This window comes from Hominibacterium faecale (assembly GCF_020734085.1).
GTDB lineage: Bacteria > Bacillota > Clostridia > Peptostreptococcales > Anaerovoracaceae > Hominibacterium > Hominibacterium faecale.
Map to the genome: position 1 here is coordinate 177,180 of NZ_JAJAGH010000007.1, position 26,479 is coordinate 203,658.

The 26,479-nt window shown below is 48.3% G+C and carries 23 protein-coding genes; all 23 read right to left on the reverse strand.

Annotation, left to right across the window (positions count from 1 at the left end; translation table 11 throughout):
* Positions 1 to 13: 13 nt before the first annotated feature.
* Entirely contained in the window at positions 14 to 1,729 is a 1,716-nt protein-coding gene (gene argS, locus LG211_RS10485; protein ID WP_148396332.1) for an arginine--tRNA ligase, read from the reverse strand.
* Positions 1,722 to 2,165, reverse strand: coding sequence for a 2-thiouracil desulfurase family protein (locus tag LG211_RS10490; RefSeq protein WP_269477472.1), 444 nt, complete (start codon positions 2,163 to 2,165; stop codon positions 1,722 to 1,724). The genes argS and LG211_RS10490 overlap by 8 nt, the downstream gene beginning before the upstream one ends.
* Before the next feature lie 10 nt (positions 2,166 to 2,175).
* Positions 2,176 to 4,554 carry an endonuclease MutS2 gene (locus tag LG211_RS10495; protein WP_269477473.1) on the reverse strand — a complete coding sequence of 793 codons (2,379 nt, stop codon included), beginning with the start codon at positions 4,552 to 4,554 and terminating at the stop codon, positions 2,176 to 2,178.
* Positions 4,555 to 4,563: 9 nt separating this feature from the next.
* Positions 4,564 to 5,154, reverse strand: a complete 591-nt coding sequence (locus LG211_RS10500; RefSeq protein ID WP_148396329.1) for a cell division protein ZapA — start codon at positions 5,152 to 5,154, stop codon at positions 4,564 to 4,566.
* A gap of 14 nt (positions 5,155 to 5,168) precedes the next feature.
* Complete coding sequence (gene pheT, locus LG211_RS10505) at positions 5,169 to 7,601, reverse strand: phenylalanine--tRNA ligase subunit beta (RefSeq protein WP_269477474.1); 2,433 nt, start codon at positions 7,599 to 7,601, stop codon at positions 5,169 to 5,171.
* 12 nt (positions 7,602 to 7,613) lie between these two features.
* Positions 7,614 to 8,636: a phenylalanine--tRNA ligase subunit alpha gene (pheS, locus tag LG211_RS10510; protein WP_148396327.1), complete on the reverse strand. Its 1,023-nt coding sequence runs from the start codon at positions 8,634 to 8,636 to the stop codon at positions 7,614 to 7,616.
* Positions 8,637 to 8,668: 32 nt separating this feature from the next.
* Positions 8,669 to 9,436: a TrmH family RNA methyltransferase gene (locus LG211_RS10515; protein ID WP_148396326.1), complete on the reverse strand. Its 768-nt coding sequence runs from the start codon at positions 9,434 to 9,436 to the stop codon at positions 8,669 to 8,671.
* A 188-nt stretch (positions 9,437 to 9,624) separates the two neighbouring features.
* Positions 9,625 to 10,743 carry a cell division protein FtsZ gene (gene ftsZ / locus LG211_RS10520; protein ID WP_148396325.1) on the reverse strand — a complete coding sequence of 373 codons (1,119 nt, stop codon included), beginning with the start codon at positions 10,741 to 10,743 and terminating at the stop codon, positions 9,625 to 9,627.
* Between the two features lie 189 nt (positions 10,744 to 10,932).
* Positions 10,933 to 11,292, reverse strand: coding sequence for a small basic family protein (locus tag LG211_RS10525; protein WP_148396324.1), 360 nt, complete (start codon positions 11,290 to 11,292; stop codon positions 10,933 to 10,935).
* Positions 11,293 to 11,296: 4 nt separating this feature from the next.
* Positions 11,297 to 12,001, reverse strand: coding sequence for a DUF881 domain-containing protein (locus LG211_RS10530; protein ID WP_148396323.1), 705 nt, complete (start codon positions 11,999 to 12,001; stop codon positions 11,297 to 11,299).
* Between the two features lie 11 nt (positions 12,002 to 12,012).
* Positions 12,013 to 12,738: a DUF881 domain-containing protein gene (locus LG211_RS10535; RefSeq protein ID WP_269477475.1), complete on the reverse strand. Its 726-nt coding sequence runs from the start codon at positions 12,736 to 12,738 to the stop codon at positions 12,013 to 12,015.
* A 9-nt stretch (positions 12,739 to 12,747) separates the two neighbouring features.
* On the reverse strand, positions 12,748 to 13,608 hold the full coding sequence (locus LG211_RS10540) for a cell division protein FtsQ/DivIB (RefSeq protein WP_269477476.1): 861 nt from the start codon (positions 13,606 to 13,608) through the stop codon (positions 12,748 to 12,750).
* The gene (murA, locus tag LG211_RS10545) at positions 13,595 to 14,857 is read right to left on the reverse strand and encodes a UDP-N-acetylglucosamine 1-carboxyvinyltransferase (protein ID WP_253019964.1); all 1,263 of its coding nucleotides are present in this window, start codon (positions 14,855 to 14,857) and stop codon (positions 13,595 to 13,597) included. Before murA ends, LG211_RS10540 begins: the two co-directional genes overlap by 14 nt.
* A 54-nt stretch (positions 14,858 to 14,911) precedes the next feature.
* On the reverse strand, positions 14,912 to 16,012 hold the full coding sequence (gene murG / locus LG211_RS10550) for an undecaprenyldiphospho-muramoylpentapeptide beta-N-acetylglucosaminyltransferase (protein ID WP_148396319.1): 1,101 nt from the start codon (positions 16,010 to 16,012) through the stop codon (positions 14,912 to 14,914).
* A gap of 12 nt (positions 16,013 to 16,024) precedes the next feature.
* Positions 16,025 to 17,152, reverse strand: coding sequence for a putative lipid II flippase FtsW (ftsW, locus tag LG211_RS10555; RefSeq protein WP_148396318.1), 1,128 nt, complete (start codon positions 17,150 to 17,152; stop codon positions 16,025 to 16,027).
* Positions 17,153 to 17,178: 26 nt separating this feature from the next.
* Positions 17,179 to 18,555 carry a UDP-N-acetylmuramoyl-L-alanine--D-glutamate ligase gene (gene murD, locus LG211_RS10560; protein ID WP_253019965.1) on the reverse strand — a complete coding sequence of 459 codons (1,377 nt, stop codon included), beginning with the start codon at positions 18,553 to 18,555 and terminating at the stop codon, positions 17,179 to 17,181.
* A gap of 10 nt (positions 18,556 to 18,565) precedes the next feature.
* Positions 18,566 to 19,525, reverse strand: coding sequence for a phospho-N-acetylmuramoyl-pentapeptide-transferase (gene mraY, locus LG211_RS10565; protein WP_148396316.1), 960 nt, complete (start codon positions 19,523 to 19,525; stop codon positions 18,566 to 18,568).
* An 11-nt stretch (positions 19,526 to 19,536) separates the two neighbouring features.
* On the reverse strand, positions 19,537 to 20,916 hold the full coding sequence (locus LG211_RS10570; protein WP_148396315.1) for a UDP-N-acetylmuramoyl-tripeptide--D-alanyl-D-alanine ligase: 1,380 nt from the start codon (positions 20,914 to 20,916) through the stop codon (positions 19,537 to 19,539).
* Positions 20,888 to 22,090: a UDP-N-acetylmuramoyl-L-alanyl-D-glutamate--2,6-diaminopimelate ligase gene (locus tag LG211_RS10575; RefSeq protein ID WP_269477477.1), complete on the reverse strand. Its 1,203-nt coding sequence runs from the start codon at positions 22,088 to 22,090 to the stop codon at positions 20,888 to 20,890. The genes LG211_RS10570 and LG211_RS10575 overlap by 29 nt, the downstream gene beginning before the upstream one ends.
* Positions 22,090 to 24,084, reverse strand: a complete 1,995-nt coding sequence (locus tag LG211_RS10580; protein WP_253019968.1) for a penicillin-binding transpeptidase domain-containing protein — start codon at positions 24,082 to 24,084, stop codon at positions 22,090 to 22,092. The genes LG211_RS10575 and LG211_RS10580 overlap by 1 nt, the downstream gene beginning before the upstream one ends.
* Before the next feature lie 246 nt (positions 24,085 to 24,330).
* The gene (locus LG211_RS10585; RefSeq protein ID WP_148396313.1) at positions 24,331 to 24,765 is read right to left on the reverse strand and encodes a cell division protein FtsL; all 435 of its coding nucleotides are present in this window, start codon (positions 24,763 to 24,765) and stop codon (positions 24,331 to 24,333) included.
* Between the two features lie 3 nt (positions 24,766 to 24,768).
* On the reverse strand, positions 24,769 to 25,707 hold the full coding sequence (gene rsmH / locus LG211_RS10590; protein WP_148396312.1) for a 16S rRNA (cytosine(1402)-N(4))-methyltransferase RsmH: 939 nt from the start codon (positions 25,705 to 25,707) through the stop codon (positions 24,769 to 24,771).
* Positions 25,697 to 26,128 carry a division/cell wall cluster transcriptional repressor MraZ gene (gene mraZ, locus LG211_RS10595; RefSeq protein WP_148396311.1) on the reverse strand — a complete coding sequence of 144 codons (432 nt, stop codon included), beginning with the start codon at positions 26,126 to 26,128 and terminating at the stop codon, positions 25,697 to 25,699. Before mraZ ends, rsmH begins: the two co-directional genes overlap by 11 nt.
* Positions 26,129 to 26,479: the final 351 nt, after the last annotated feature.

Consider the following 26,479-nt stretch of genomic DNA (forward strand, 5'->3'; position numbering starts at 1 on the left):
AACTCTGCTCTCCTTACATTTTTTCCGGAGCCTGGATGCCCAAGAGCCCCAGCCCGTTTTTAATGGTGTTCTTGGCCGCGATGACCAGCGCTACCTTGGCAATCTTTTCGTCCTCATTGTCCACCAGAACGTGTTCATCATGATAGAAACGGTTGAAAGCCTGCGCTATATTTACAATATGTCTGGTTACGATAGAAGGTTCGTATTTGTCTCCCGCTTCTTTGACTGCGGCCGGGAAAGCATAGATCAATCTGGCCAGGTCGTAAGCGCTGTCGCCGGTGATATAGCTGGTATCGATGTCCGCTGTCCGGGCTTTTTTTACCACCTCATCGCCGGCTTTTCTCAGCACGCTGGCAGCTCTGGCGTGGGTGTACTGGACATAAGGACCGGTCTCGCCTTCGAAGTTGAGAACTTTATCCCAGGAGAACACGTAATCTTTGATCCGGTTATTGGAAAGCTCCTGGAACATAACGGCGCCGATTCCGACCATCTTGGCCGTCTCTTCGATGCTGTCCGTATTGACATTCTTTTCCTTGATGATTTCTCTGGTCTGTTCCACGGCCCGGTTGAGCACATCCTCCAGGAATACCACTCTGCCCTCTCTGGTGGACATGGTTCCGTCCTCCAGACTAACAAGGCCGAAAGGAACATGCACGCAGTCGTGGGCCCAATCGTAGCCCAAAAGCTCTACGATTTTAATCCACTGCTGGAAATGCAGGTTCTGCTGGGAAGCAACCACATAGATGTTCTTATAGAAATCATAATGCTCTTTTCTATAAACCGCTGCCGCGATATCTCTGGTGATATACAAGGTGGAACCGTCGGATTTGGTAATGAGCGCGGGCGACATTCCGTACGCTTCCAGATCGACGATCTGAGCGCCTTCTGACTCTTTCAGAAGATTAGCGTCCTTCAGCTCCTGGACAAAACGGGGCATCTTATCGGAATAAAAGCTCTCGCCCGCATAGGAATCAAATTCAATGCCCAGCATATCGTATACCCGGGTAAATTCTTTCAGACTTTCATCCCGGAACCACTGCCACAATTCCACTTCTTCCGGCTCGCCCTTTTCCAGTCTGGTGAAGATATCTCTCGCTTCCTGGTCCAGGCTGGGATCGTTTTCCACTTCTACATGGAATTTGGTATAGTAGGACAGCAAGGTTTTAATGGGCTCGTTAATAACGTCTTCTTTATTTCCCCATCTTCTGTAAGCACAGATCATCTTACCGAACTGAGTTCCATAGTCACCCAAGTGGTTGATCCGTACCGTATCATAACCCAGGAAATCGTAAATTTTATAGATCGAATTTCCGATTACCGTACTTCTGATATGGCCGATGTGAAAAGGCTTGGCGATGTTGGGAGAAGAATATTCGACAATGACCGTTTTTCCCTGTCCCGCGTCGCTGCGTCCATAATGATCGCCTTGTTCAATCACATCCCCCAGGGTATCCTTCACATAAACGTCTCTGGAAAGGAACATATTGACGTAAGCGTTCACCGGCTCCACTTTGGCGAAAATCGGATCATCGCTGATCTTTTGCGCGATATCCTTGGCGATCATAGGCGGAGCCTTACGCAGAATCTTTGCCAGACGAAAACACGGAAAGGCATAGTCGCCCATCTTTCCATCTGCGGGTACTTCCACCATATTCTGCAATTCTTCAGTTGTAAGACCTTCCACAGCTGTGCTCAAAAGCTGCGCGATTTTTTCTTTGTAATTAATCATCTTCTAGGTTCTCCTTTTCCGTAATAACATCGATGTGATGGTTCTTCAGCAGGCGTACCAGGTATCCGTCCCCGGCTGTGAGCCTGTCAGAAAATGTTCCGTCGTAGATTCGATCCCTTCCGCAGGAAGGGCTTTTGGCCTTGAGAATCGCCCCTTCAATATTCTCTCCGGCATCAGAGGCCGCTTTCTTGGCCAGTTCCCAGCTTGCCTCCGCTCCCTGGGCAAATGCCTCTGTCAGCTCCTGTCCTTCGCTGTCCAGGACTTTGTTCCCGCAGATTTCGGCCGGGGGACGGGGCGCGGGCAGGCCGGCCTGGGTTTCCGGGCAGACCGGCACATAAGAGTGGGATTTGGCAAAATCCACCACCCACTGGCAGCGGTTGTTTCCGCCGTTATATTTACAGTTTTCGCCCAATAAACAGGCGCTGATCATATACATACCGCCACCTCTATTTCAGGGAAACAACGGTCACGCCGTCTCCGCCTTCATTAAATTTTCCTTTTCGAAATCGTTTTACATGTCTATGGCCCCGCATCATATCCTGCAGCCCTTTCATGAGAACGCCTTCGCCGCGTCCGTGGATGATGGTAACCTCTTTCAGACCTGCCATGGTGGCGTCGTCCAAATATTTGTCCACATCCATGGCGGCATCGTCCAGATTTTTCCCCCGCACATCGATGGAGATGGAAACGTTCTGGGCTTTGGCTTTATACATGCTGCCATAATTCTTTTTGACTTTTTTCGGCCGATTGATATCCAGTGCTCCGCCTTCAATAAGCATGATATCATCCAGATTCACCTTAGCTTTCAGGATTCCCACCTGGACCATCAGCTCTCCTTTATCATCGGGCAGAGATACAATTTCGCCCTTTTGATCCAGGCTCAAGACCTTAACCCGGTCTCCCAGCTTGAGATCTTCCGGCGCTACCGGATTATCATTTACTTCGCGAATAACCTTTTCTCTGTATTTCCCTGCCGCGTCTTTGATCCGCTTGCGGTTTTCGTCGAATTTTTTATTCCTCTGACCCAGGCTCTCGATTTTTGTCAGCTCGCGCAGTTCCTCCTGAACCTCTTTGGAAACTGCCTTAGCTTCCTCAATCATCCGTCTGGCCTCAGCCTTGGCCTGGTTAAGAATCTTCGTTTTTTGTTCTTCCAGTCTGCGGGTCTGTTTATCCAGCTCTTCTTTTTGCTTCTTCATAGCGATATTGAGCATCACCGCCTCGTCCCGCTCTTCCTCTGCCGCTTTTCGATCGGCTTCCAGTGCGGAAATGACTTCTTCGAACTGGATATCGCCTCCGTCCAGGAGTCTCCTGGATTTTTCAATGATCGCTTCGGGAAGACCCAGCTTTTGAGAAATTTCAAAGGCGTTGGATTTTCCGGGGACTCCGATCGCCAGCCGGTAAGTGGGACTCAGGGTTTCCACATTGAATTCCATGGATGCATTCTCCACTCCATCGGTGGAAATGGCATATTTCTTCAGCTCCGTGTAATGAGTTGTGGCGATGGTCTTAGCCCCCTTCTCATAAAGGCTCTCCAAAATGGAAATCGCCAAAGCCGCGCCTTCCGTCGGGTCAGTTCCCGCACCCAGTTCATCCACTAGTACCAGACAATCCTCTCCTGCATTTGTTACAATATCCACGATATTGGTCATATGGGAAGAAAATGTGGAAAGGCTCTGTTCGATGCTCTGCTCATCGCCGATGTCCGCGAAAATTTCCTGAAAAACAGGAATTTTGCTGCCGCTGGCCGCCGGTATATGAAGCCCGGTCTGAGCCATCATCGACAACAGGCCTACTGTCTTCAAAGTTACGGTTTTTCCGCCTGTATTGGGTCCGGTTATGACCAGGGTGTTGTAGCCGTCTCCAATGGAAACATTGATCGGCACCACTTTTTTAGAGTCTATGAGCGGATGCCTGGCTTCTTTAAAGATCAGTTCCCCGCCCTGACTGACGGACGGCTCTTCGCCGTGCTGCAGAGCGGACAGCTTGCCTTTGGCCATAATCACATCCAGCTGGATCAGCAGCTTCTGGTTGTTGAGAAGATCGTGATAATGCTCCGAAACAGCGCCGGACAGCTCTGCCAGAATACGGTCGATTTCGGCTTTTTCCTGCAATTCCAGTTGGCGCAGTTCGTTGTTGAGATTGACGATCACCTGGGGCTCAATGAACACGGTAGCGCCGGTAGCGCTCTGATCATGGATGATCCCGGGGAATCTGGCCCGATGTTCTGCTTTAACGGGAATGACGTATCTGCCGTCCCGCATCGTAACGATGGAATCCTGGAGCAGCGTCTTATTATCCGACGAATTGAGGATTTGGTTGATCCTCGCTTTCAGAGCATCGTTCTGGCGAAGGATGGATCTGCGTATATTTTTCAGATCCGGACTGGCATTGTCCGCCATCTCGTCCTCTGACAAAATGCAGCGGTCGATTTCATCTTCCAGCCTTTTGTGTACCGCGATCACTTCCGCGATGCTTTCAATGATGGGCAGAGGCGGAAGATCGCTCTTGAGAAAGGTGGTTACCCTCCTTGCAAGAGCCAGGTTGTACAGGACCTGCAAAAGCTGTTTCATGGTTAGACTGCCGCCTTTTCTTGCTAAATGCAGACTATCCTCAATATCATAAAAACCACCGAGCGGCAATGGTCCTTTATGGACGATCAGTTTCACCGCTTCTGTGGTTTCTGCAAGCATGTCCCGTATTGCGGGTACTTCATGAGAAGGCGTAAGCTCTGAAATGATTTTTTTCGCCATTTCAGAGCCGGCCTGTTCTTCTAATTTTGCTATGATCTTGTTGTATTCCAAAACATTGATCGATTTTGTTTTCATTTGTTTCCTTTATTCCATATTTCGTCTGTATGTCTCCAGCTCTTTTTTTAGCTGGAGATTTTCCATCTGAAGGTCAAAGAAACTGTTCTCAAGCTCCTTGCATTTGGCCTCGGCTTCATCGATCGCCTGCTGAGCTTTCTTTTTTGCTTCTTCCAGGGTCTGCTGGGCGGCTTTCTGCAGTTCATCCTGCAGCTTTTCCGCGGCCATTTTCAGTTCCTGGATTTCCCGCTCTTTTGCCGCGGCCTTCTGGGTCATCTCATCGCGCTGACTGGCAACGCCCTGATTCTCCTCCTTGTATTGGAGGAAATTCTTTTTGGATTCATCCCAGAGCTGAACGTAATGCTGCGCATCCTTTTCCAGCTGGACATTGAGCTTTTTCAGTTCTTCAACCTCTTCCTTGCTTACAAAACTTTCATCGGCAATGTTGACTGCCGATAAGACTGCCAGGTCGGTAACCGAGCAGGACGGCGCCGCGCTGGCGATCTCGTGCATCTGGTTGTCCACGTAAGCAGCTACCTTTACGATCTGCTCCCTGGGCTTTTCACCGGATATCACATACTCCTGTCCGTAGATCTTTACACTTACTTTGTTGCTTTCCACAGCTTACCTCCCCTTTAAATTTCCCTTAATACTGCATTGACTTTTTCTTTCAGCGCTTCAAGGACTTTATCATGAACTTTTGCTACGTCTTCATCGGTAAGGGTCTTGTTTTTATCTCTGTAGGTCAGAGCAAAAGCTACGCTCTTCTTTCCTTCGGCCACCTGTTTGCCGCGATAAACGTCAAATAGCTGTACCTTTTCCAAAATTGCTTTGCCTTGTTCCTTGATAATGCTTTCTATATCACCTACTTGGATGTCCTCATCCACAAGCAGCGCAATGTCTCTTGATGTTGCAGGGTATTTGGGCAGAGGCTCGTAAGCCTTTTCAATATTGGCGTGGCGGATCACCGAGTCGAAAAACAGCTCGCAAACGTACGATCTGGTGCCGATTCCAAATTTCTCCGATACATCCGGGTGCACTTCTCCCATGATGCCCAGTTCCTCATCGCCTACCGATATTCTGGCGCAGCGTCCCGGATGATATACGCCGTATTGACTTTCCGCCTCAAAAAGGGTTTCCTTCACGCCCAGAACTTTCAGCATTTCTACGATCATTCCCTTGAGCGTGAAGAAGTCCGCATCGTTTCCATAGATGCCGATGCAAAGTCCGGTCTGCTCGTCGGGAAGCTTTTCCGGGTCGATCATATTGGTCATGAAGGTACTGCCGATTTCAAAGGCGCGGACAGCTTCAATATTTCGTGAATAATTTCTGGCCAGGACCTCCAGCATATTGGGGGTGAGAATGGTCCGCATTACGGAGTTTTCTTCTCCCAGAGGGTTGGTAATCTTTACAAAATCCCGTTCCCAGGAATCTTCATCGATCCTGACGTCGTCCACCCCTTTCGGGCTGACGAAGGAGTAAGTCTGTACCTCGTTGGCACCCAAAGCGCACAGGGTATCCCTGGCCAAATCCACCAGGGTCCGTTCTCTTGACTGTCCTGCTTCGGAATTTCCCTTGGGAATGGTGACCGGCAGCTGATCGTAGCCGTACATCCTTGCCACTTCTTCGACAAAGTCCACTTCTGTCAGTAAGTCCTGACGGATGGTGGGCGGGGTTACTTTCATGATGTCCCCTTCGCCTTCCACGATCATCTCCAGGCTCTCGAAGATCCCAGTCATATCCTGACGCGAAAGATCGGTTCCCAGCACATGGTTGACCCGGCTCACTCGCACGTCGATGACAGGCGCCTTAAATTGGTTTGGATAAACGTCCACCGTTCCGGACGCCACTTTTCCGCATCCCAGGATCTCGATCAATCTGCATACCCGATCGGCGGCTGCCTGGCACAGGTTGGGATCGATTCCCTTTTCAAATCTGGAGGAAGCTTCTGTTCTAAGGCCCAGTTTTTTGGATGTGGCCCGAACGCTGTCTCCGTTGAAATTGGCCGATTCTATTAAAATAGTTGTCGTATCCTTTTCGATTTCGGAATTGAGTCCTCCCATGACGCCGGCGATGGCTACGCCCCGCTGTCCGTCTTTAATCAGCAGCATATCCTCTGTGAGAGTCCGCTCTGTGTTGTCCAGGGTTGTAAAGGTCTCGCCTTCCTGGGCCCGCTCGACGATGATCCTGTTATCAGCGATCTGACGGATGTCAAAGGCATGGATCGGCTGTCCGAATTCCAGCATAACAAAGTTGGTAATGTCTACAATATTGTTGATGGGACGCATTCCGGCGTACATCAGTCTCTTTTGGAGCCACCAAGGGGATTGTTCAATCTTGACGTCGGTCACGATTCTGGCCGCATAACGTCTGCACAATTCCGAATCCTTGATCTCCACCTGAATGAAATCCTTTGCCTGCTTGTCGGTTTCATCGGTACAGGCTGTGTCCGGATACTTGAGGCTGCCGCCGAAGGTGGCTGCCGCTTCTCTGGCCATTCCCACCATGGACAGACAGTCCGGGCGGTTGGGGGTGATTTCAAAATCCACCACCGCCTGCTTCAGTCCCAGCGCCTCAGCAAAATCCTGGCCCAGAGGACATTCTTCCTCTAGAATCCAGATTCCCTCTCTGTGGGCCACCGGAACTACCTTGTCGTCAAAACCCAGTTCCCCTGCGGAGCACAGCATGCCGAAGGATTCCACGCCCCTCAGCTTACCCTTGGTAATCTTTGTTCCGCCTTCTTCCTTTTCTTTTCCGTGAAGCGGTCCGGGAATCCTGCTCTTATGAAGCGCTACCGGAACATATGCTCCCTCGAACACATTGGGAGCACCGGTGACGATCTGCACTGGTTCATCTTTACCCACGTTAATCATGCACACCACCAGCTTATCGGCATCCGGGTGTTTTTCTATTTTGTCAATTCTGCCTACCACCACATTTTCCATTTCTTCGCAGAAATATTCACAGGTCTCCAGATTGGAGCCCGACATGATCATGCGGTCGCAGAATTCCTTTGTATCTACATCAATATCAGTATAATCTTTCAGCCACTCGATTGGAACTAACATCTACGGCACCTCCTATTTGAACTGGTTGATGAAACGCATATCGTTTTCGTAGAAAAGACGGATATCATCAACGCCATACTTTAACATTGCAATTCTTTCCACACCCATGCCAAAGGCGAATCCGGTGTATTTTTCCGTATCGATTCCGCCTACTGCCAGAACGTTAGGGTGTACCATGCCACAGCCGAGAATCTCAATCCAGCCGCTGCCTTTGCAGATTCGGCAGCCTTTGCCGCCGCATTTGAAACAGGAAACGTCCATTTCCGCGCTCGGTTCGGTAAAGGGGAAGTGATGCGGTCTGAATTTGGTCTTTGTAGAAGATCCGAAGAGCTGCTTTGCCATGCTGTCCAAGGTACCCTTTAAGTCGGCCATGGTGATTCCTTCGTCCACGATCAGCCCCTCTACCTGATGAAACATCGGCGAGTGGGTGGCATCCGGCGTATCACAGCGGAAGCATCTGCCCGGCGCGATGATTTTAATCGGCGGCTGCTGGCTCATAAGGGTTCGAATCTGTACAGAAGACGTGTGCGGCCTTAAGACCGTATCTTTTGCAATATAGAAAGTGTCCGTTACATCTCTTGAAGGATGGTTCTTGGGAGAATTAAGGGCGTCAAAGGCATTGAACACGCTCTCAACCTGGGGGCCTTCTGCGATGGAGTAACCCATGGACATAAAGATATCCGAAATTTCTTCGATGGTAATGGTGATCGGATGTTTTACGCCCAGGCTCATATCTTCGCCCGGCTCCGTTACGTCGATTTTCTCCAGTTTAAACTGCGCTTCCTTTGCGGCGGCTTTTACCTGCGCAAACTTTTCTTCCAGCAGGGTCTCTACTTGGTTTCTCACTTTGTTGGCGGCCTGCCCCAGTTCTTTTTTCTCATCCGGCGAAAGCTTTTTCATGCCTTTTAGAATTTCAGTCAGCTGGCCTTTTTTTCCCAGTACCTTAACCCGGACTTCGTCCGTTTCGGCCAATGTCTTTGCCTTTTCTAACTGTTCTTTTGCCTCCTGCAAAATTTTGTTTAATTGAGTTTGCATATGTTTTTACCTCTCCAAAATTAGTCTTTTATCTATCTCATGGACTCATACATCAGAATTCCCGCCGCCACGGAAGCATTGAGGGAATCGATATCGCCGTCCATTGGTATCTTGATGATCCGGTGGGCCATTGCCATCAGCTCCGGAGAAATGCCATTTCCCTCATTGCCGATGATCAAACCGATGTTCCGCTTCATATCCACATCGTAGTAATACAAATCCGTATCAAATCCCGTAGCAAATATGGTTTTTCCCGCGGCCTCCAAAACCGATACGGCCTGCGAAGGCGAATCCGCGGAAAACACGGGCATGCGGAATAGGGAACCTGCTGCTGCGCGAACGATTTTTAAGGAATAAAGATCGGCCGTTCCCTTGATGGTCATAACGCCGCTGTAGCCGGCCGCGTCCGCCGTCCTGATGATGGTACCGATGTTGCCCGGATCCTGCAGGCGGTCCAGCAGAACCACATTGCCTGATTTGCGGGCTGTCTTTTTCAGGAATTCTTCTTCCGTCAGTTCCCGCGTTTCCACAACTGCCAGAATGCCCTGAGTCGTCTTCGTCTGGGCCAGCTTTGTAAAAAGCTTGTCCTCCATAAAAACGATTTCTTCGGAAAAGTCAGGCCGCAGGCCGCTGCTTTCTGCTGCCGCGATCACCTTTATCCGTTGTCCGCTTTCAATGGCTTCTCTGACTAGCTTCTCTCCCTCGATCAGATAGAGCCCTTCCTGATCCCGGTGTTTCCGCATGGTCAGTTTGCTGCACAGCTTGAATATTTGGTTTTCCTTTGATGTAATTTTCTTCATATATTTTTTATAACGTAGGAAATATCGTCTTGGACGATATTGACGGAGTTTCAAAGAACGTACCTTGCGAAGCGTCGCTGCTTGTCAGCGACATGTGTGCATAGGAATCTTTGATTTCGTCATGCGCACGTTTTTTATGAAGAAAAGCCGGTTCATCACCGGCTCTTCCTTATTATACAGAATTGGTTCTACTTGGATGATAAGAAGGGCGGGATTTTAAAGTCGTTATCGATTAGGCTGCCGCTTTCTTTTTCGTTCTTTTCGTCCAAAATTGAGCTTGTGATCTCGCTCTCTTTCTTTTCTTCACCGGTATGCTCCGGCATCAGATCGCCTCCCAGAAGATCGGCGCTGGGTCTGCTTTCAAAGCCAGTGGCAATGACCGTGATAAAAATCTCGTCTTTGATATCTTCTTTGATCGCCGCTCCGAATATGATGATGGCGTTGTCATCCGCCGCCTTTTCAATTTCGCTGGCCGCTTCGTTGGCTTCCAGCATTCCCAGGTCATATCCGCCGGTAACGTTGATGAGCACTGCTTTAGCTCCATCAATACTGGTTTCAAGCAGCGGACTTTCAATAGCATCTTTGACTGCGTCGGTAACCCGGTTTTCCCCGGATCCTTTTCCCACGCCCATATGTGCGATGCCTCTGTCCTTCATAACCGTGGTTACATCTGCAAAGTCCAAATTGATCAGCGCATCGTCGATAATCAGTTCGGAAATGCCCTGTATGCCTTGTTTGAGAACTTCGTCAGCCATATCAAAAGCTTCCAGAAGGGAAGTATTTTCTTCCACTGTTTCCAGGAGTTTGTCATTGGGAACGATCACCAGAGAGTCAACAAATTTTTTCAAAAATTTGATTCCCAGCTCAGCATGCTCCCCGCGTTTTTTTCCTTCAAAGGTAAAGGGCTTAGTCACTACGCCTACGGTGAGAATTCCCATATCCTTGGCAACTTTGGCAACGATGGGCGCCGCCCCGGTTCCGGTGCCGCCGCCCATACCGGCTGTGATGAACACCATATCCGCACCGGTTATGAACTTGGACAGGTCTTCCAGGTTTTCTTCCGCTGATTTCTGGCCGATCTCAGGGTTGCCGCCCGCGCCCAATCCTTTTGTTAATTTTTCGCCGATCTGCAGCTTGGTTTCCGCTTTGCAGCGCGAAAGCGCCTGCTTGTCCGTATTTATCGCTATGTAGGCCACACCCTGCATGCCTGCATCTATCATTCTATTCACTGCGTTACATCCGCCGCCGCCCACACCAACTACTTTTATTTTTGCCGGTGTTGACTCGTTCATTTCAAATTGTAACATCAGAAACTACCTCCCATACTTTTTTATACAACTTACCGTCATTTATAACCCGCAACCTGCAATAAAGCAGGTTTCATGTACGCCTCTTTACGGCCTTGCCGCAAAAGCCATTGCGTACATTATAGCATAAAGAAACGGCCTATGCACCTGTTTTTCCAATTAAAATACCACTTTTTTACCGTAAAAAATCTACATTTTCTGCTGTTTTTTGTCGCGATATCTCTGGATGATGATTCTTCGGATGGCAGCAAGATTGTTAAAAAGCCTGCCGCCGAATACAAAGATAGCCGCATAATAAAGGGGAATCCCCAGTTTATCGCCTACAAAAGTCAGTACTCCTGCCAATAACGCATTGGTTATGAACCCTGAAACGAAGATGGTGGTATCGTACTTCTCCTCCAAATCGGCCCGTATCGCTCCCACTAAAGAGTCCATCGCCGCCAGCAATGCCATCGTAATGTAAAATGTATATTCTGTGGGATAAGTGATATTCAGCGCGAATCCGCAGATCAGTCCCAGAATCAGCGCGATTGTCATTGCGATAATCAAATCATCAGTCCCCTTTCTGTTCTTTCATATATAGAAAATACGGAGTTTTGTCATACCCAGCAATTTCAATGCCGGAAGTGGATTGGATTTTGAACTGAACGCCCCATTCCTGGAGTTCCTTTCCATAGCCGTAAGCGCCGATAAGCCGATCTGTCAATTTGGTACTGTCTCCGATTGCACAGATGACAAAGGGCCTGGCATAAGTGGTGCCGTTGATACGAACCGTATATCCGGCACAGGACACGGAAGTGGTTTCGATGATCCGCTGTCCGTTGACGGATATGGCTTCTGCTCCCGCTGCTTTCAGTTCATTAATAATCCGCAGGATATCATTATCGTGCACCAGGAGGCTGTTAATTTCGCTTCCATTTTTTACCGGACCAGTACCGTCGTCCACCGTAATGACAACACCCTCGCCGTGAACGGTCTTTGTACCGGCAAACATGCGATTCTTCAGCAAATCGCTTTTCAACGCTTTTTGCAGCTTTTTTCCGTCTTCTTTGTTGTACAAGGTCAGATTATTTTCGGCCTGGGATATCAATTCTTCCACTTCGGAAAGCGCCTCTTTTTCAGCTTGGATCTGGGCTTTATAATCATCCACTGTTTTCTGTGAAACATACAGCCGCTCGCCGTCGGTCATCTTTGCCTGAATCATAATGCCTGCTCCGACCAAAAAGCAAAGCGCCGCCACTCCTAAAATCTTCTTCATCTGCACGCACCTTATTCGTCTTTAACCGGCTTTGCGTATTTGAAATTGATCACACCCGTATAACGGGGGATCTCAATACGGTCTTTCTTTTTGGTGGTAACAATCAGTCCTTGATTTTTCATGGTTTCAACCACACCGGCGCGTATGGTAATAGCTGCGTCCATAGTATCACCCGGACCGATGGCGTTTATGGTGTAAGGCTGGGCCGTTGCTTTGCCGTTAATATTAATATTGTCGCCCGCCAGACTGATTTCCGTAGTCTGAACAATACGTTCCCCATTGATGGAAATTGCCTCGGCTCCCGCCTCTTTTAACTTGTTGACTACATTGAGCAAATACTCATAATTATAGGCGATGATACTGAAATCCTCCGCCCCTTCTACTTTTGCCGGTGGATCTTTTATTTCCACCACAAGACCGGGCCCGTAAACATCCACCAAGCCCGCCAGCATTTTATTTTTTTCATTTTCTTCGACCATGGATTTTACCGAACTGTTCTCGCCGGCCTTGCTCTTCTCAATCTCTGCCATCCGATCTTCCAGCTCCCCAAGGCGGGAAAGCGCCGCTTCCTTTTCCTCCGTAGCCTCTTTCAGCTGCGCCTCGTATCCCTTAATCTTGGCCAGAGGTACCAGCGCTCCCTGATCATCTCCCTCTGTAGTGCTGATTTGTATGGAAATAATGAATCCGATTAAAAATGTCAGCACCGCGGCAACGGCAATCCCTTTATATTTTGCCATGATTGTCTCCTATTTGCTCTTTATGTCGACGGAAAAATACTCGTCATCACCAACATTGACAACCGCTTTTTTCTCACCTTTTTTATACAGATCATAGATCACGGCCTGAAGATTTCCTTCTTCCATGCTTTTCAGCAGGTTTTTCGTCTTTCCCAGACAGTAAAGCTGATCCGTCACATAAGCCTTAACCACCACTTCAGAAACGTCAATCTGTTTAAAATACAAATCTGCTTTTACCATTTCGTTGAGAATGCGCATGGCTTTATGATAATTGGTCTCCTCTTTAACCGACACTGGCTTGTTTTCCTCGGCATCTGCGATCGTAATGCCGCTTAAAAGAGTCAGTTGGGGCGCCTGCTCTGCGATCTGCAAGACAACTCCCTCGCCGTCGATCACTACATACTCCTTATCTTTTGCCAGGATAGCAAGCTCCTGCCGTTCAGCAAGCTCGATGGTGACTGTGTCCGGAAGCTTGCGCTTTATCTTCGCTTCTCGGATAAACGGATTTTCTTCCAGCTTGTCCGCGCATGTTCCGCCCTTGAAGGAAAATAGGTTCATTCCTGTCTTAAGGCCGGCCATTTCCTGTATCTGTTCAGCAGTAAAATGAGTACTTTCCGCCACATTGATGGTTTTGATATTAAAAATGCTTGACCGCAGGAAAAAATAGAGGCCTACACAAATAAGAATCAAAAGCAGCAGCTTCAACACGTACCGCTTCTTTTTCCGTTTCCGTTTCTTTCTCGGTACTTTATTCGCTGATACTTCAGAAGGGGCGTGCTCCGGCGCCCCTTCTATGTATTCCCTGTTTTCTTCGTCCGGGCTACTTGATTCCTGCTCCCAGTCGAATTGTTTTGTCTCATGTTTTCTCATAATGCTTTCCGATATCCCCGCCTAGTTTTTTCAGTTCTCCATGAAGATCGCAGTAGCCCCGCTCAATATAATGCACATTCTGCACGATGGTCTCTCCCTGCGCCATCAGGCCGGCCAGTACCAGCGCCGCCCCGCCGCGAAGATCTTCTGCGGCCACACACGAGCCTTCAAGGAACTCTACTCCCTCTATTATAGCGACTCTCTGCAAAATTTCAATATCTGCGCCCATTTTTATCAATTGCTGCGTATATTTAAACCGATTTTCAAAAATAGTTTCGATAATTCGGCTCTTCCCCTCGGCAGCAGTCATGATTGTCGTGAATTGGGGCTGCAGATCGGTGGCAAAGTCGGGATAGGGGCCAGTTTGCACCTTTCCCACGCCGCAAAGGCGCTCGGGCCCTTTGAGCCAAATTTCATGAGGCTCCCTCCTCACCTTGCATCCGGCATGTTTGAGATACTTCACAAGGGATCTTAACGCTCCGCTTTCGATTCCTTTCACCAGCAGTTCTCCGCCGGTTCCGGCGGCAGCCATGAGAAAGGTTCCCGCTTCGATGCGGTCGCCCATGATAGAATGCTGGCTACCATGGAGAGGCAGACCGCCCTTAATGGTAATCTGGGATGTACCGGCGCCTTTAATCTGCGCGCCGCAGCCATTTAAATACGTCTGTAAATCCATGATCTCCGGTTCCCTGGCGCTGTTGTGGATCACGGTCTCCCCTTTTGCTCCTAAGGCGGCCAGAATAACATTTTCCGTTGCTCCCACACTAGGGAAGTCCAGTATAATATTGGTTCCAGTCATTTGATTGCCGGTAAACTCCAGTTTCTGACCATCCTCTTTCATGGATACACCCAGCTGGGAGAGGGCTTTAATATGTATATCGATGGGCCTTTTTCCAATGGCGCATCCGCCCGGCTGGCTGATCACCGCTTTGCCGCAGCGCGTCAGAAGGGGCCCCACTAAAAAGATGGAAGACCGCATCTTTTCCATTAGGGCAGAAGGCACTTCATATTCTATTAACCCCGCCGTATCAACGAGAACACAGCCTCCGTTCTCCTCAGTCCTGCATCCCAGCGATCTAAGAATTTCTCCCATAATGGCCGCATCTGAGATGCGCGGACAACCGGTAAACAGATTTTCATCATTGGTGACAATGGAGGCGGCCAGGATCGGCAGAGCAGCATTTTTTGCTCCGTTTACCTTGTATTCCCCGCTGATTGGATTCCCGCCCCGTATATGATAGCTTTCCAAATTATAAAACACCTCCAAAACATACTTCATAGTATGCTGGAGGTATCTTTTAAGTTACTGGATATCCAGATTGTTGCAAATAATCTCCACCGCGTCCATAGGCGCGCACTCTTTGCTGCGTCGGGACATTTCCGCGATCTTCTGCGGATCGTTTTTCAGTTTCATAATCTGGGCGATCAGCTTTTCATTATCCATATCCTTTTCTTCGATAATGACTGCTCCGCCGTGGTCAGCGACCGCTTTGGCATTATAATACTGGTGGTTGCCGGTAACGATGGGCGACGGAATAAAGATCGCCGCTTTGCCGCAAACCGTCACCTCCGCGACGGTCAACGCTCCGCTCCTGCTGATCACCAGATCGGATGCGGATAAATATTCGTCCATATTGCTGATATATTCCAAAATATGAATGTTATCCGCCAGTTTAACGCCCCGCTCCTCCCGCAATTCATTGAGGATGGCATCGTAATACCTGGTCCCGGTAGCCATGCAGACCTGAACGTTCTCCATTCCATTGAGCACTTCAATCACACTGAGCATGGCCTTATTGATTCTGCCTGCACCCTGGCTGCCGCCGAAGACCAGCAGAATGAAATCATCTTCAGAAAATCCCAGCTTTCTGCGGGAAGCGCGCCGATCAGCGTTGAAGAAGACGCTTCGTACCGGATTTCCGCAGATGACATGCTTTTTCCTATGTTTAAAATATTTCTGCGCTTCCGGAAAGCCCAAAAACATTTTTTCAACGTACTTTTCCAAAAGCTTATTGGTTACGCCCGGAAATGCATTCTGCTCGTGGGTATAGGTTTTAACCCCTGCTTTATGGGCTGCCCTCACCACAGGTCCGCATACATATCCGCCGGTTCCAATGACCAGATCCGGATCGAATGCTTTAATCAGCTGCTTGGCCTGCTTGCTGCCCTTGCTGAGCTTTTTCATAACTTCGATGTTTTTCAGCGGATTTTTCCGGTTGAATCCCGCCACGGTAATGAATTCGATCGGATAACCGTTTTCCGGTACGATCTTCTTTTCCAAACCGTGCTCCGTACCGACAAAGAGAATTTGGCTGCCCGGATAACGTTCTTTAAGTTTGTCTGCAATGGCGATGGCCGGATAAATATGTCCGCCGGTGCCGCCGCCTGTCATAATTACTTTCATTGATCTTTGCTCCTATTTTACCTCTGCCGTATGCCGTGAAATATTTAAAAGAATTCCCATCGCTCCCATAAACAGCATCAGCGCATTACCTCCGTAGCTGACAAAAGGCAGTGTGATGCCGGTAGGCGGCATGGACGAAGTAACAACTGCAATATTTAAAATTACCTGAATGGCAACCATGATGGTAATGCCGGCTGCCAGCAGGGTCGCAAACTGATCGGGCGCATTGACAGCGATATGGATTCCCCGCCAAATCAGCACCGCATAAGCGATCAGCAGCAGAATAATTCCAATGAATCCCAGCTCTTCTCCGATAATGGCTAAGATAAAGTCGTTCTGCGGCTCCGGCAGGTAGAGATTCTTTTGAATGCTTTTTCCCAGACCGACGCCGAAAAGTCCGCCCGATCCCAAGGCCATCAGGGATTGAACAACCTGGAAGCCGTCCCCCAGAGGGTCGGCAAAGGGATCCATAAAACTGGTAATTCGCTGGGCCCAATGACTGTCGGGATTGGCGATGATGATTCCGGCAACACCCAGCGCACCGGCTCCCACCAGACCAATACAATAAAACCAGCTCAACCCAGCCACAAACATCATAAGGACCACAATCGCCACCACTGTGATCGCTGTGGACATGTTGGGCTGCTTTAAAATCAATCCTCCATAAACACCACAGATAAGAAACAACGGCAGAATGCCCCTAGTGAATGACCTAATCCTCTGGGGTTTTTCGCTGAGAAACCACGCCACAAAGATGATCAGCGCAATCTTGGCAATCTCGCCGGGCATGATGGTAAAGCTTCCTACTCCCAGCCATCTGGTTGCTCCATTGGTCGTCTGTCCCACTCCGGGAATCAGCAGCAGTACCAAAAGGATGAAACTGACCGCTAATGCCGGCAGCGCAATTTTTTTATAATGACGATAATCAAAAACAGCCGTGAAAATCATCAGGCCGAATCCCAGCACTGCCCAAATCACATCTTTAATGAGATAGTTATAGGGCGTACCGTTCTTAGACTCGTTGATCGATTGATAATAGCTGGCGCTGAAAACCATGATCACCCCAAAGACCACCAGTCCCAGCGTCAGGATCACCAACAAAAAATCCCCTGATCTTAAATTTTTGCTTTTCCTACTCATTGACCTCTCCAAACTACCCGGCTCCTTTATTTTTCCAGTCTTGCGACACAGTTTTTAAAGTGTTCGCCCCTTTGTTCAAAGCTGGTGTACATATCCCAGCTGGCGCACGCAGGAGAAAGAAGGACCGTATCGCCCGGCTCCGCCAGCCGGAAGCCTTCCTTCACACACTCTTCCATGTCCTTTACAATGATCGAACTTGTGAACCCGAGTTTTTCTCCAGTTTCTTTGATCTTTTCCGCTGTCTTTCCCAGCAGGACCATATGTTTTACCTTTCCGTTGAAAGCCTTGATCAATTCCTCATAAGACGACCCTTTATCATAACCGCCTGCAATAAGGACAATTCCGCCGTCTATGGCCTCTACAGCTTTTATGGAAGCATCCGGATTGGTTCCTTTGGAATCATTGACAAAGCGCACTCCGTCAACCTGTCCGCAGTATTCGATCCGATGCTCCACACCTTGGAATTCCTTTAAACCCTGGGTGATCACATCCGGTTCAATCCCTGCAAAATATGCGATGGCAGCCGCCGCAAGGGCATTTTCCAGATTATGACTCCCTGGAATGATCAGTTCATCTGTTCTGCAAAACGGATGAACCTGGCCGTCTTCATCCCGAATAACAATTCTTCCATCCTCTACAAAGGCGCCGAAATCCAACTTCTCCATCCTGCTGAAAGGAACCACCTTGGCCTTGCAATGCTCTGCCAGCGCAAAACAAGCTTTATCATCATAGTTTATTACCAAATGCTGACTTTCATCCTGATTTTCGAAAATTTTCGCCTTTGCATTTCCGTAATTCTCCATGGTCTTATGGCGGTCCATATGGTCCGGCGTCAGGTTGAGGATCGCAGAAACCACCGGTTTGAAATATCTGGTTGTTTCCAGCTGAAAGCTGCTGGTTTCTGTAACTAACCAGGAGTTTTCTTCTGCGGTTAAGGCCTTTGAAATAACGGCGACACCGATATTTCCCACCACATAAGTCTTTTTCTTAGCCTTTTCAAAGATTTCTCCCACCAGTGTGGTTGTCGTTGTTTTTCCATTGGTGCCGGTGATGGCAATATAGTTTCCGTGACCGATCCGATAGGCGATTTCCAGTTCACCGATAATTTCAGCGCCCTTGTCCCTTGCTTCCCGGATAAAGTCCAGTTCAGGCGAAACTCCCGGACTTAGGATCAACATATCAAAAATGCTCATATCTTCCGGATTCTGCCCAAAGCAGCAAGTAACAGCTCTTCCCTCCAGAAAAGCCAGAAGCTGAGGGTCTACCTCTTCCACGCACTTTGAATCTTGTACGTAGACCTTTGCCCCCAGCTTGAGCGCTGCCTGTACGGCTGCTTTTCCTGATCTTCCCAATCCGATTACTAATACGTTTTTGTTCCTGATATTATCTAAATTCGTTCTCATAACTCTACCTCTATAAAATTCCCAGTCCGATGATGCAGAAAATCAGCGCTGCTCCCCAAAAGATGCCGACTACCTGCTTTTCCTTCAGACCGCTCAGCTCAAAGTGATGATGAAGCGGGGCCATTTTGAATACCCGTTTGCCGGTCAGTTTGAAGCTGACCACCTGAATGATAACTGACAATGCTTCCATAACATATACGAATCCTGCGATGGGAAGCAGCAATTCAAAATGCATAACAATGGCCGCTGCCGCCAGTCCGCCGCCCAGAGCCAGAGAACCAGTATCCCCCATGAACACTTTCGCTGGATTCTTATTATAGACAAGGAATCCCAAACAAGCTCCTGTCAGCGCGGAGCAGAAGACGCCGGCGCCGGAACTGGCTCCGTATGTCACAGCCGCAATGGCGAAGAAAAGAGATACCAGCGCCGTTACACCCGTAGCCAACCCGTCCAGTCCGTCGGTCAGATTCACCGCATTAGTCATAGCCAGCAGCACAAAAGCAATAAACGGAATATACCAGATTCCAAAATCCACATTAATATTGACAAAGGGAATCCATACGGATGTCCCGTCTCCGGAAAACATCGCCATATAGACCGCAAAAGCCACGGAAATAATAATTTGCAGGCCGAATTTCTGATATGCTCGAAGGCCCAGATTGTTCTTTTTAACCACCTTCAGATAATCGTCGAAAAAGCCGATCGCGCCGAAGAGCACGAAAACGATGACTACCGCTCCCATCTGCGGAGAATAATAACGGCCGATCGCAGCGCCGATGATGGCTGCTCCAATCATGGCTATGCCGCCCATGCTTGGAGTTCCCGCTTTCGCGTAATGCGATTTGGGTCCTTCTTCCCGTATGTTCTGACCCGCCTGCTTTCGCCTCAGAATGGGAATTTCCAGGGAAGTAAATATAACCGATGCTAAAAATGCTAAGATTGCTATTATACCAATGGTAACATAATTCATAACTACTCCTACTACTCCATAATATTTTTTACGATTTCTTCCATTTCCATGCCCCGAGAACCTTTTACCAGTATGACATCGCCTTTATCAACGATTGAATCAATCTCTTTCAGAAATGCTTTTTTATCCGGAAAATAGCGCACTTGCTTCATCCCCGCTTTTTTCGCTCCCTCGGCAATATAGCGGGCGTCCTTGCCCACGGTAACCAAAAGCTGCACGCCTTTTTCAGCCGCATAGTTTCCCACAAGGCTGTGCTGCTCTCTGCTGGTCTCACCCAGTTCGTACATGTCGCCCAGAATTGCCACACTCCGCAGTCCTCTCGTATGCATTAGAACATCGACGGCGCCTTTCATGGAGTCCGGGCTGGCGTTGTAGGTATCATCGATAACTTTGATGCCGTTCTTTCCCCGTACCGTCAGCCGTTTATCCGTCAGCTGCACCTTGGCAAGGCCTCTGGCCGCTTCCTCCATGGTGATCCCCAGCTCAGCTCCGGCCGCCACAGCCAGCGCACCGTTAAAGGCATTGTGCCGACCAGGCACGGGCAGAGAAAATCTCTGGGTCCTGCCCTGATGTTCCAGCGTAAATTGTATACCTTCCGCACCGAAATCGTCAATACGTGAAATAATATAATCACTTTTTCCGTCAAATCCGGTAGTAACCAGCCGGTAAGATCCTTGTATCCGCTCCTTGTTAAGAAATTCATCGTCCTGATGGACAATGAGCGTGTTCTCTTCACCAAAATAATTGGTCAGTTCCATTTTTGCCTGGAAGATCCCTTCCTGACTGCCTAAATTTTCGATATGGGCCAAACCGATATTAGTAATGATTCCGATATCGGGCCTTGCGATCTGCGCCAGCAGGTCGATTTCGCCCAGTTTATCCATTCCCATTTCCAGAATCCCCACCTGGGTATCCTCTTCAAAGGAAAGAATGGTCAGCGGCACGCCCAAATGATTGTTCAGATTGCCGACATTTTTCTGAGCTTTGTACTTTTCTTGACATACATACCAGATCATATCCCGGGTGGAAGTTTTGCCCGTACTCCCTGTGACAGCAATCTTTTTTAGATTTAACAGGTTCAAATAATAGGATGCTAAATTTTGCAGAGCTTTAGTTGTATCTTCCACTAATATGGCATTGACCTGATCGCCGCCTTCCGTCTCTTCTAGAGCCGCTTGGTCGCAGATCAATAGGTCGGTACATCCTGCCTGGATCACCTGTCCAAGATACTTGTGGGCATCATGACGATCCCCGATCAGGGCAAAAAAGAGGTCACCCGCTTTTGCCCTCCTTGAATCAGTGCAGATTTCGCCTACAACAGCCTGGCTGGTTCCCTGTATTTGTCTGCCGCCGGTACCTTCCTCAATCTGTTTCATTGTAAGTTTTTTCATATTTATTCTCCAAAAGTTCCTTTAAAACTTTCCTGTCGTCAAAAGGCAGTTTTTCGTCGCCGCTGAGTTGATAGGTTTCATGGCCTTTTCCGGCTACCACTATTATATCCCATTTTGTAGCAAGAGAAACGGCCCTTTTTATCGCTTGATATCGATCCAGCAGAATGCAGTAGTCGCATCCTGTCGGATACAGTCCTTCTTCAATGGACTGACAGATATTCTCCGGCGGCTCGCCTCTTGGATTATCGTTGGTTATGACGCAATAGTCGCTGTAATTGCCGGCAATCTCGCCCATAAGCGGCCGTTTTCCTTTGTCTCGAAAGCCGCCGCAGCCAAAGACGCAGATCAGTCTGCCCCGTTTGAACAAGGCCAGGGTGGACAGCAATTTTTCCAAACCATCAGGCGTGTGGGCATAATCGACTACACCCAAGGTATCAGCCTCATCGCCGATCAGTTCCATTCTGCCCGGCACTTTCTCCAGTTGGCGAAGGCCCTGCTTGATGGCAGAAAAGCTAATCCCGGCTTGCCGAGCCATGGCCGCCGCCAGCATGGCGTTATAAACAAAATGTCTTCCCGGCACTTTGGTCTTCAGGTCCCCCAAGCAGTGCCCCTTTTCGTAAAAGGAAAACATGCTGCCGGTCAATTTTTCTTCTGTAATCTGACCGTAAAAGTCCGCATTTACATCTTTAAGAGAATATCCCTTTATATCCGGGATGTCAACCTCCTCATGGAGTTCTTTAAAAAGTCTTTTGCCATAGCGGTCATCCAGATTGATACAGGCGCCCTTTTCACATTGCAGAAAAAGGCGTTTTTTTACCTGATAGTAGTTCTCCATGGTCTTATGATAGTCCAAATGATCCTGACTCAGGTTGGTAAAACCGCCGTAAGCAATGCGAATATCGGCGATCCGCCCCTGGTCGATGCCATGGGAGGAAACTTCCATCACACAGTCTTTGATCTTCTGCCGGGATATCTCGCCGAATAATTCTTTCAGCAATTCCTTACCCGGTGTCGTATTGATCGGCACATAGCGTTTATTGCCAATCTGGTGTTCGATGGTGCCGATGAGAGCACACACTTTTCCTTCTTCTTCAAGTATCTTCCTAAGCATGCAGGATGCAGTAGTTTTACCATTGGTTCCGGTAATTCCGAAAACCTCGATCACTTTATTCATCACTTCCTATATAAATATACTGTTCCCTCTTTCTCAATTTTTGCTCCTGCTTTCGGATACTGGTCCTTGATGATGAAATCTTCATCCTGGGTTCCTCCGGAAGCTTCGTATTTCAAAGAGAGCCCGCCGAGAATGCCGATGGCCTCTTCCAGGCCCTCGCCCACCAGGTCGGGAACTGTGACCTGGCTCTTATTCAGCTCTTCCTTTTCTTCTTTTGTTAGTTTCGGCTGCAGGTCCAGATAGCGAAGGGTATCTTCCAGGATCAGCTTTGCTCCTGGTGCTGCCGTCTGGCTGCCAAATTTAACGCCTTTCGGATTATCCACGATTACCAGAACAGCAACCTGAGGATCGTTCATCGGCGCCATACCGATAAAGGAAGAAAATGTTTGTTCGCTGTATCCTCCGTTTTTAGCCTTATTGGCAGTACCGGTCTTGCCGCCTACTTTATAGCCGTCTACTTTTGCTGTACCTGCTCCGCCTTTTGCAACAACATATTCCATGATCCCGCACATTTCTTCAGCGGTTTTTTGAGAAACAGTCTGCCTGACCACCTTGGTGTCAAACTCCTTCACGGTATTTCCGTCTTCGTCAACCAGCGCTTTTACCAGTCTTGGCTGCATCAGCTTCCCTTCATTTCCGATGGAGGAAATGGCCGTGATCAGCTGAATCGGTGTAACTGCCACGCCCTGTCCGTAGCCCATTGTAGCCAGGCCGACAGGACCGGCCGTATCTTTATTTTGAAGAATGGAGTTTCCTTCACCCGGAAAGTCGATTCCGGTTTTATTGGAAATACCAAAGGTCTCCAAATAGTTGTAAAATTTTGTGATACCCATCCTCTGGGCCAGCTTTACGAATACCGGGTTGCAGGAATTTCCGACAGCCTCTTCCAAGGTCTGATTACCGTGGGGATTATAAGAACGCCAGCAGCTTAATTTTGTCCCCGCTACATTGACGGAGCCGGTACAAGTAAAATGTTCACTGATCTTCGTTTTTCCTTCTTCCAAAGCCATCGATGTGGTCAGCAGTTTAAAGGTAGAGCCCGGTTCATAAACATCACTGATCAAAGAATTTCTCCACATAGAATTCCAGTACTCCATCTTTTTGCTGTCCGGCATTTTGTCCAGCTTTGCTTTTTCTTCCTTGTCGAGCGGTGTTTTTGAATCGTTGGGATCAAACTCAGGCACCTGGGCCAAAGCCAAAATATCGCCGGTCTTGGGCGCCATCATGATACACATGACTCGATCAGCTTTTGTGTTCTTTTGAACGGTCTTCAACGATTTTTCCACATAGTGCTGGATCGTCTCATCAATGGTCAGCACCAGGCCCAGCCCATCTTCAGCCTGATAGTATTTTTCTTCCCCGTAGGAAAGGCTGTTTCCAGTAATATCCGTATTTTTGATCCACCTTCCGGATATGCCCGACAGGTATTGATTATACTGGAGCTCCAGGCCGGACAATCCGGCATTGTCATCGGTAACGCTGCCCAGGGTGTGGGACAAAAAGGCTCCCAACGGATAATAACGTTTGACATCTTCTGCAATTTCAATGCCCGGCAGCTCCGCTTTTCTGATTTTGTCTGCCGTCTCTTTATCCAAATATTTATCGACCTTTACCAGCGCTTGTTTCTTTGTTACCAGTTTTTCGATTTCTTTCTCATCTTTTCCCAGAATCTGGTTTAGTGTGCTTACTGTTTTTTGCTGGTTGGAATCCTTTTCTGCTTTTGTCTTACCGCTTCTCACATTGGCTGGTCTTGCCCATACAGAGTAACAAGTGGCGCTGACAGCCAGCTCTTTTCGGTTTGTATCGTAAATGACGCCTCTTTTGGCGGCGATGGGTACGTCCCGGGTCTGCTGCTCGATTGCCATTTTAGAATATTCGGCCCCCTTCACCACCTGGATCCATCCCACCCGAAAACACAGGAGCATACATACCCCGTACATAATGGCAAATGCGATGATTATCCGTTTTTTACTCTTGTTCAGTGGTTTTGTCATATTCCTCCCCTATTAATATGCCTCATACTATAAAAGAAGCCAGACATCCTTACGCCTTTGATTCAGTTGTCTGGTATTCTTTTCTCTTATGCAATTATTTTCCAACATATGCCGCTGTCTGATCTATGATCGGCCCGGCTCCGGCATATCCGCCGCCCAGCTTACTTTGCACCCCGGACTATACGCTTTCAGTATAAAAGACTGTGCTGCATCCATCGGCGGATATGATAGTATATTTTTGAAGGATCAATTATATGCCTGTTCCTTTAAGGTCGCCGCGAACCCCTTGTCCGGTTTTTCGCCTTTCGACAGATATACGATCTGGTTGGATGACGGATAAGTCATACCCAGTTCTTTCATTGCTTTTTGTTCGATCGCTTCAATGTTGTTGGAACTGTAAATTTTGACGTTCAGGTTTTCAATTTCTGCTTCCAGAGCGTTATTTTCTTCGATAATACGGTTGGTACTGTATTTGATGGAGGCAGCAAAGGCTGTGGTAATAATCAGACCAATGCAAACAACGCCGACAACAACGGTAAGAGCCATAAGACGTACCTTATCCTTTGCGGTAACCCGGTTCTTATTCTTTTTTACCTTTTTTCTCGGCTGCTTGGGTTTCATATCGAAACCATACTTTTGGTAGTTTTCCTGGTATTCATACCATTTTTCTGCTGCTATCATCTCTTACCTCTTTTTTTCAATCACCCGTAATTTTGCGCTCCGCGCTCTTGGATTTTTTTCCAGTTCCTCATCTGTGGGAACAATTGGTTTTCCCGTCACCTTTTTGATGTCTGCTTTTTTCCCGCATATGCATACGGGGAATTCCTTAGGACATGTACATGGATTCGCTCTCTTGTTGAATATGTCTTTTACAATTCTATCCTCCAGTGAATGGAAGGTTATGATGCACAGCCGTCCCTGATCGGCCAGCACATCGCAGAATTCGCTTACAGCCCGTGCAAGCTGTCCCAGCTCGTCATTGACTTCAATGCGAATCGCCTGGAACGTTCGTTTTGCGGGATGCGGTCCGCTGCGTCTTGCAGAAGCGGGAATCGCGGCCTTTATGATCTCCACTAACTCCCCTGTTGTTTCGATCGGCTTTTCCCGCCTGCTGTCCGCTATGAACCTGCTGATTCTGGAAGCCCATTTTTCTTCCCCATATTTCTTTATGACTTCCGTCAGTTCTTTTTCTTTATACGTATTGATCACTTGATAAGCGCTGAAGGAATCATCCTGGCTCATACGCATGTCCAGCGGCGCATCCTTCATATAGGAAAATCCCCGTTCCTGGTTATCCAGCTGGAAGGAAGATACTCCCAAATCCAAGAGTGCGCCATTTATTTCGTTAATCCCCAATTGATCAAGCACGTCTTTGATGTCCGCATAGTTGCTTTGTACAAAAAGCTTTTTACAGCTATACGGTGCCAGACGTTCCTCAGCTGCCCGCAGGGCGTCGCTGTCCCGGTCGATTCCAATAAGGGTCCCCTCAGCGGAAAGTGCCCCGCATATACCGCTGGCATGTCCGCCTCCCCCTAAGGTGCCGTCCACGTAAATTCCCTTTGGGTCAATATTCAAATGTTCCATGCACGCATCATACAAAACTGAAGTATGTTTAAAAATCATAATTCATCATACTTTCCGCAAGCTGGCTTGGATCCATCTCCTTGGTGTTTTCGCTGCTGTCCCATTCTTCTTTACTCCATACCTCTATTTTCTCGTAAGATCCCACTGTGACCAGATCTTTTCCGATATTGGCATATTCCCGCAGCTCCTGCGGAAGGGTCAGCCTCCCCTGTTTGTCGATCTCACCTTCAACCGCACTCGCATAGAAATGCCTAGCCAGCTGCCTGGCCTTTGGATCGGCAGTAGGCAGCTTGCTTAGCTTTTCCATAAACCTTTCCCACTCACTCATAGGATGGATTTCGAGACATTTGTCGATTGCCTTGCTGACAATGCACTTTTGTCCCAACTCGTCACGAAACTTGGCAGGCACAATCATTCTACCTTTGGCGTCTATGGAGTTTTGATATTTGCCTACCAGCATCGGATACTCCTCCTATGTTAGGATGAAACCATTTTACTCCACATTCCACCACCTCGCAACCACTTTCCACCATTTTGCATCTTTTTTGCCCCACTTTTTGCCCCGGCTAATATTCAATTTATGGACAAATTACTGTCAACCACAATATCTTGTATTTGATAATTTTAAAACTTGCCATATGTGGGAATGCCCCTAGGGAGCACCGCCGGGGTCTTGTTAGAATTTCCGTTGAAATTTCAATAATCACCTTGATTTTTGCACAAAAATAAAAGGCATGCCGGCCAGAATCGGGGATTCTTGGGGCACGCGGAGTTGACGCTCAAGGGGTTTTGCGTCTGGGAGGGGTTGGAG

Bases quoted from the DNA above. Each gene is read 5' to 3' on its own strand.
- argS (WP_148396332.1), bottom strand. From the start codon at position 1,729: ATGATTAATTACAAAGAAAAAATCGCGCAGCTTTTGAGCACAGCTGTG.
- LG211_RS10490 (WP_269477472.1), bottom strand. From the start codon at position 2,165: ATGTATATGATCAGCGCCTGTTTATTGGGCGAAAACTGTAAATATAAC.
- LG211_RS10495 (WP_269477473.1), bottom strand. From the start codon at position 4,554: ATGAAAACAAAATCGATCAATGTTTTGGAATACAACAAGATCATAGCA.
- pheT (WP_269477474.1), bottom strand. From the start codon at position 7,601: ATGTTAGTTCCAATCGAGTGGCTGAAAGATTATACTGATATTGATGTA.
- pheS (WP_148396327.1), bottom strand. From the start codon at position 8,636: ATGCAAACTCAATTAAACAAAATTTTGCAGGAGGCAAAAGAACAGTTA.
- LG211_RS10515 (WP_148396326.1), bottom strand. From the start codon at position 9,436: ATGAAGAAAATTACATCAAAGGAAAACCAAATATTCAAGCTGTGCAGC.
- ftsZ (WP_148396325.1), bottom strand. From the start codon at position 10,743: ATGTTACAATTTGAAATGAACGAGTCAACACCGGCAAAAATAAAAGTA.
- LG211_RS10530 (WP_148396323.1), bottom strand. From the start codon at position 12,001: ATGAAGAAGATTTTAGGAGTGGCGGCGCTTTGCTTTTTGGTCGGAGCA.
- LG211_RS10535 (WP_269477475.1), bottom strand. From the start codon at position 12,738: ATGGCAAAATATAAAGGGATTGCCGTTGCCGCGGTGCTGACATTTTTA.
- LG211_RS10540 (WP_269477476.1), bottom strand. From the start codon at position 13,608: ATGAGAAAACATGAGACAAAACAATTCGACTGGGAGCAGGAATCAAGT.
- murG (WP_148396319.1), bottom strand. From the start codon at position 16,012: ATGAAAGTAATTATGACAGGCGGCGGCACCGGCGGACATATTTATCCG.
- ftsW (WP_148396318.1), bottom strand. From the start codon at position 17,152: ATGAGTAGGAAAAGCAAAAATTTAAGATCAGGGGATTTTTTGTTGGTG.
- murD (WP_253019965.1), bottom strand. From the start codon at position 18,555: ATGAGAACGAATTTAGATAATATCAGGAACAAAAACGTATTAGTAATC.
- mraY (WP_148396316.1), bottom strand. From the start codon at position 19,525: ATGAATTATGTTACCATTGGTATAATAGCAATCTTAGCATTTTTAGCA.
- LG211_RS10570 (WP_148396315.1), bottom strand. From the start codon at position 20,916: ATGAAAAAACTTACAATGAAACAGATTGAGGAAGGTACCGGCGGCAGA.
- LG211_RS10575 (WP_269477477.1), bottom strand. From the start codon at position 22,090: ATGAATAAAGTGATCGAGGTTTTCGGAATTACCGGAACCAATGGTAAA.
- LG211_RS10580 (WP_253019968.1), bottom strand. From the start codon at position 24,084: ATGACAAAACCACTGAACAAGAGTAAAAAACGGATAATCATCGCATTT.
- LG211_RS10585 (WP_148396313.1), bottom strand. From the start codon at position 24,765: ATGATAGCAGCAGAAAAATGGTATGAATACCAGGAAAACTACCAAAAG.
- rsmH (WP_148396312.1), bottom strand. From the start codon at position 25,707: ATGATTTTTAAACATACTTCAGTTTTGTATGATGCGTGCATGGAACAT.
- mraZ (WP_148396311.1), bottom strand. From the start codon at position 26,128: ATGCTGGTAGGCAAATATCAAAACTCCATAGACGCCAAAGGTAGAATG.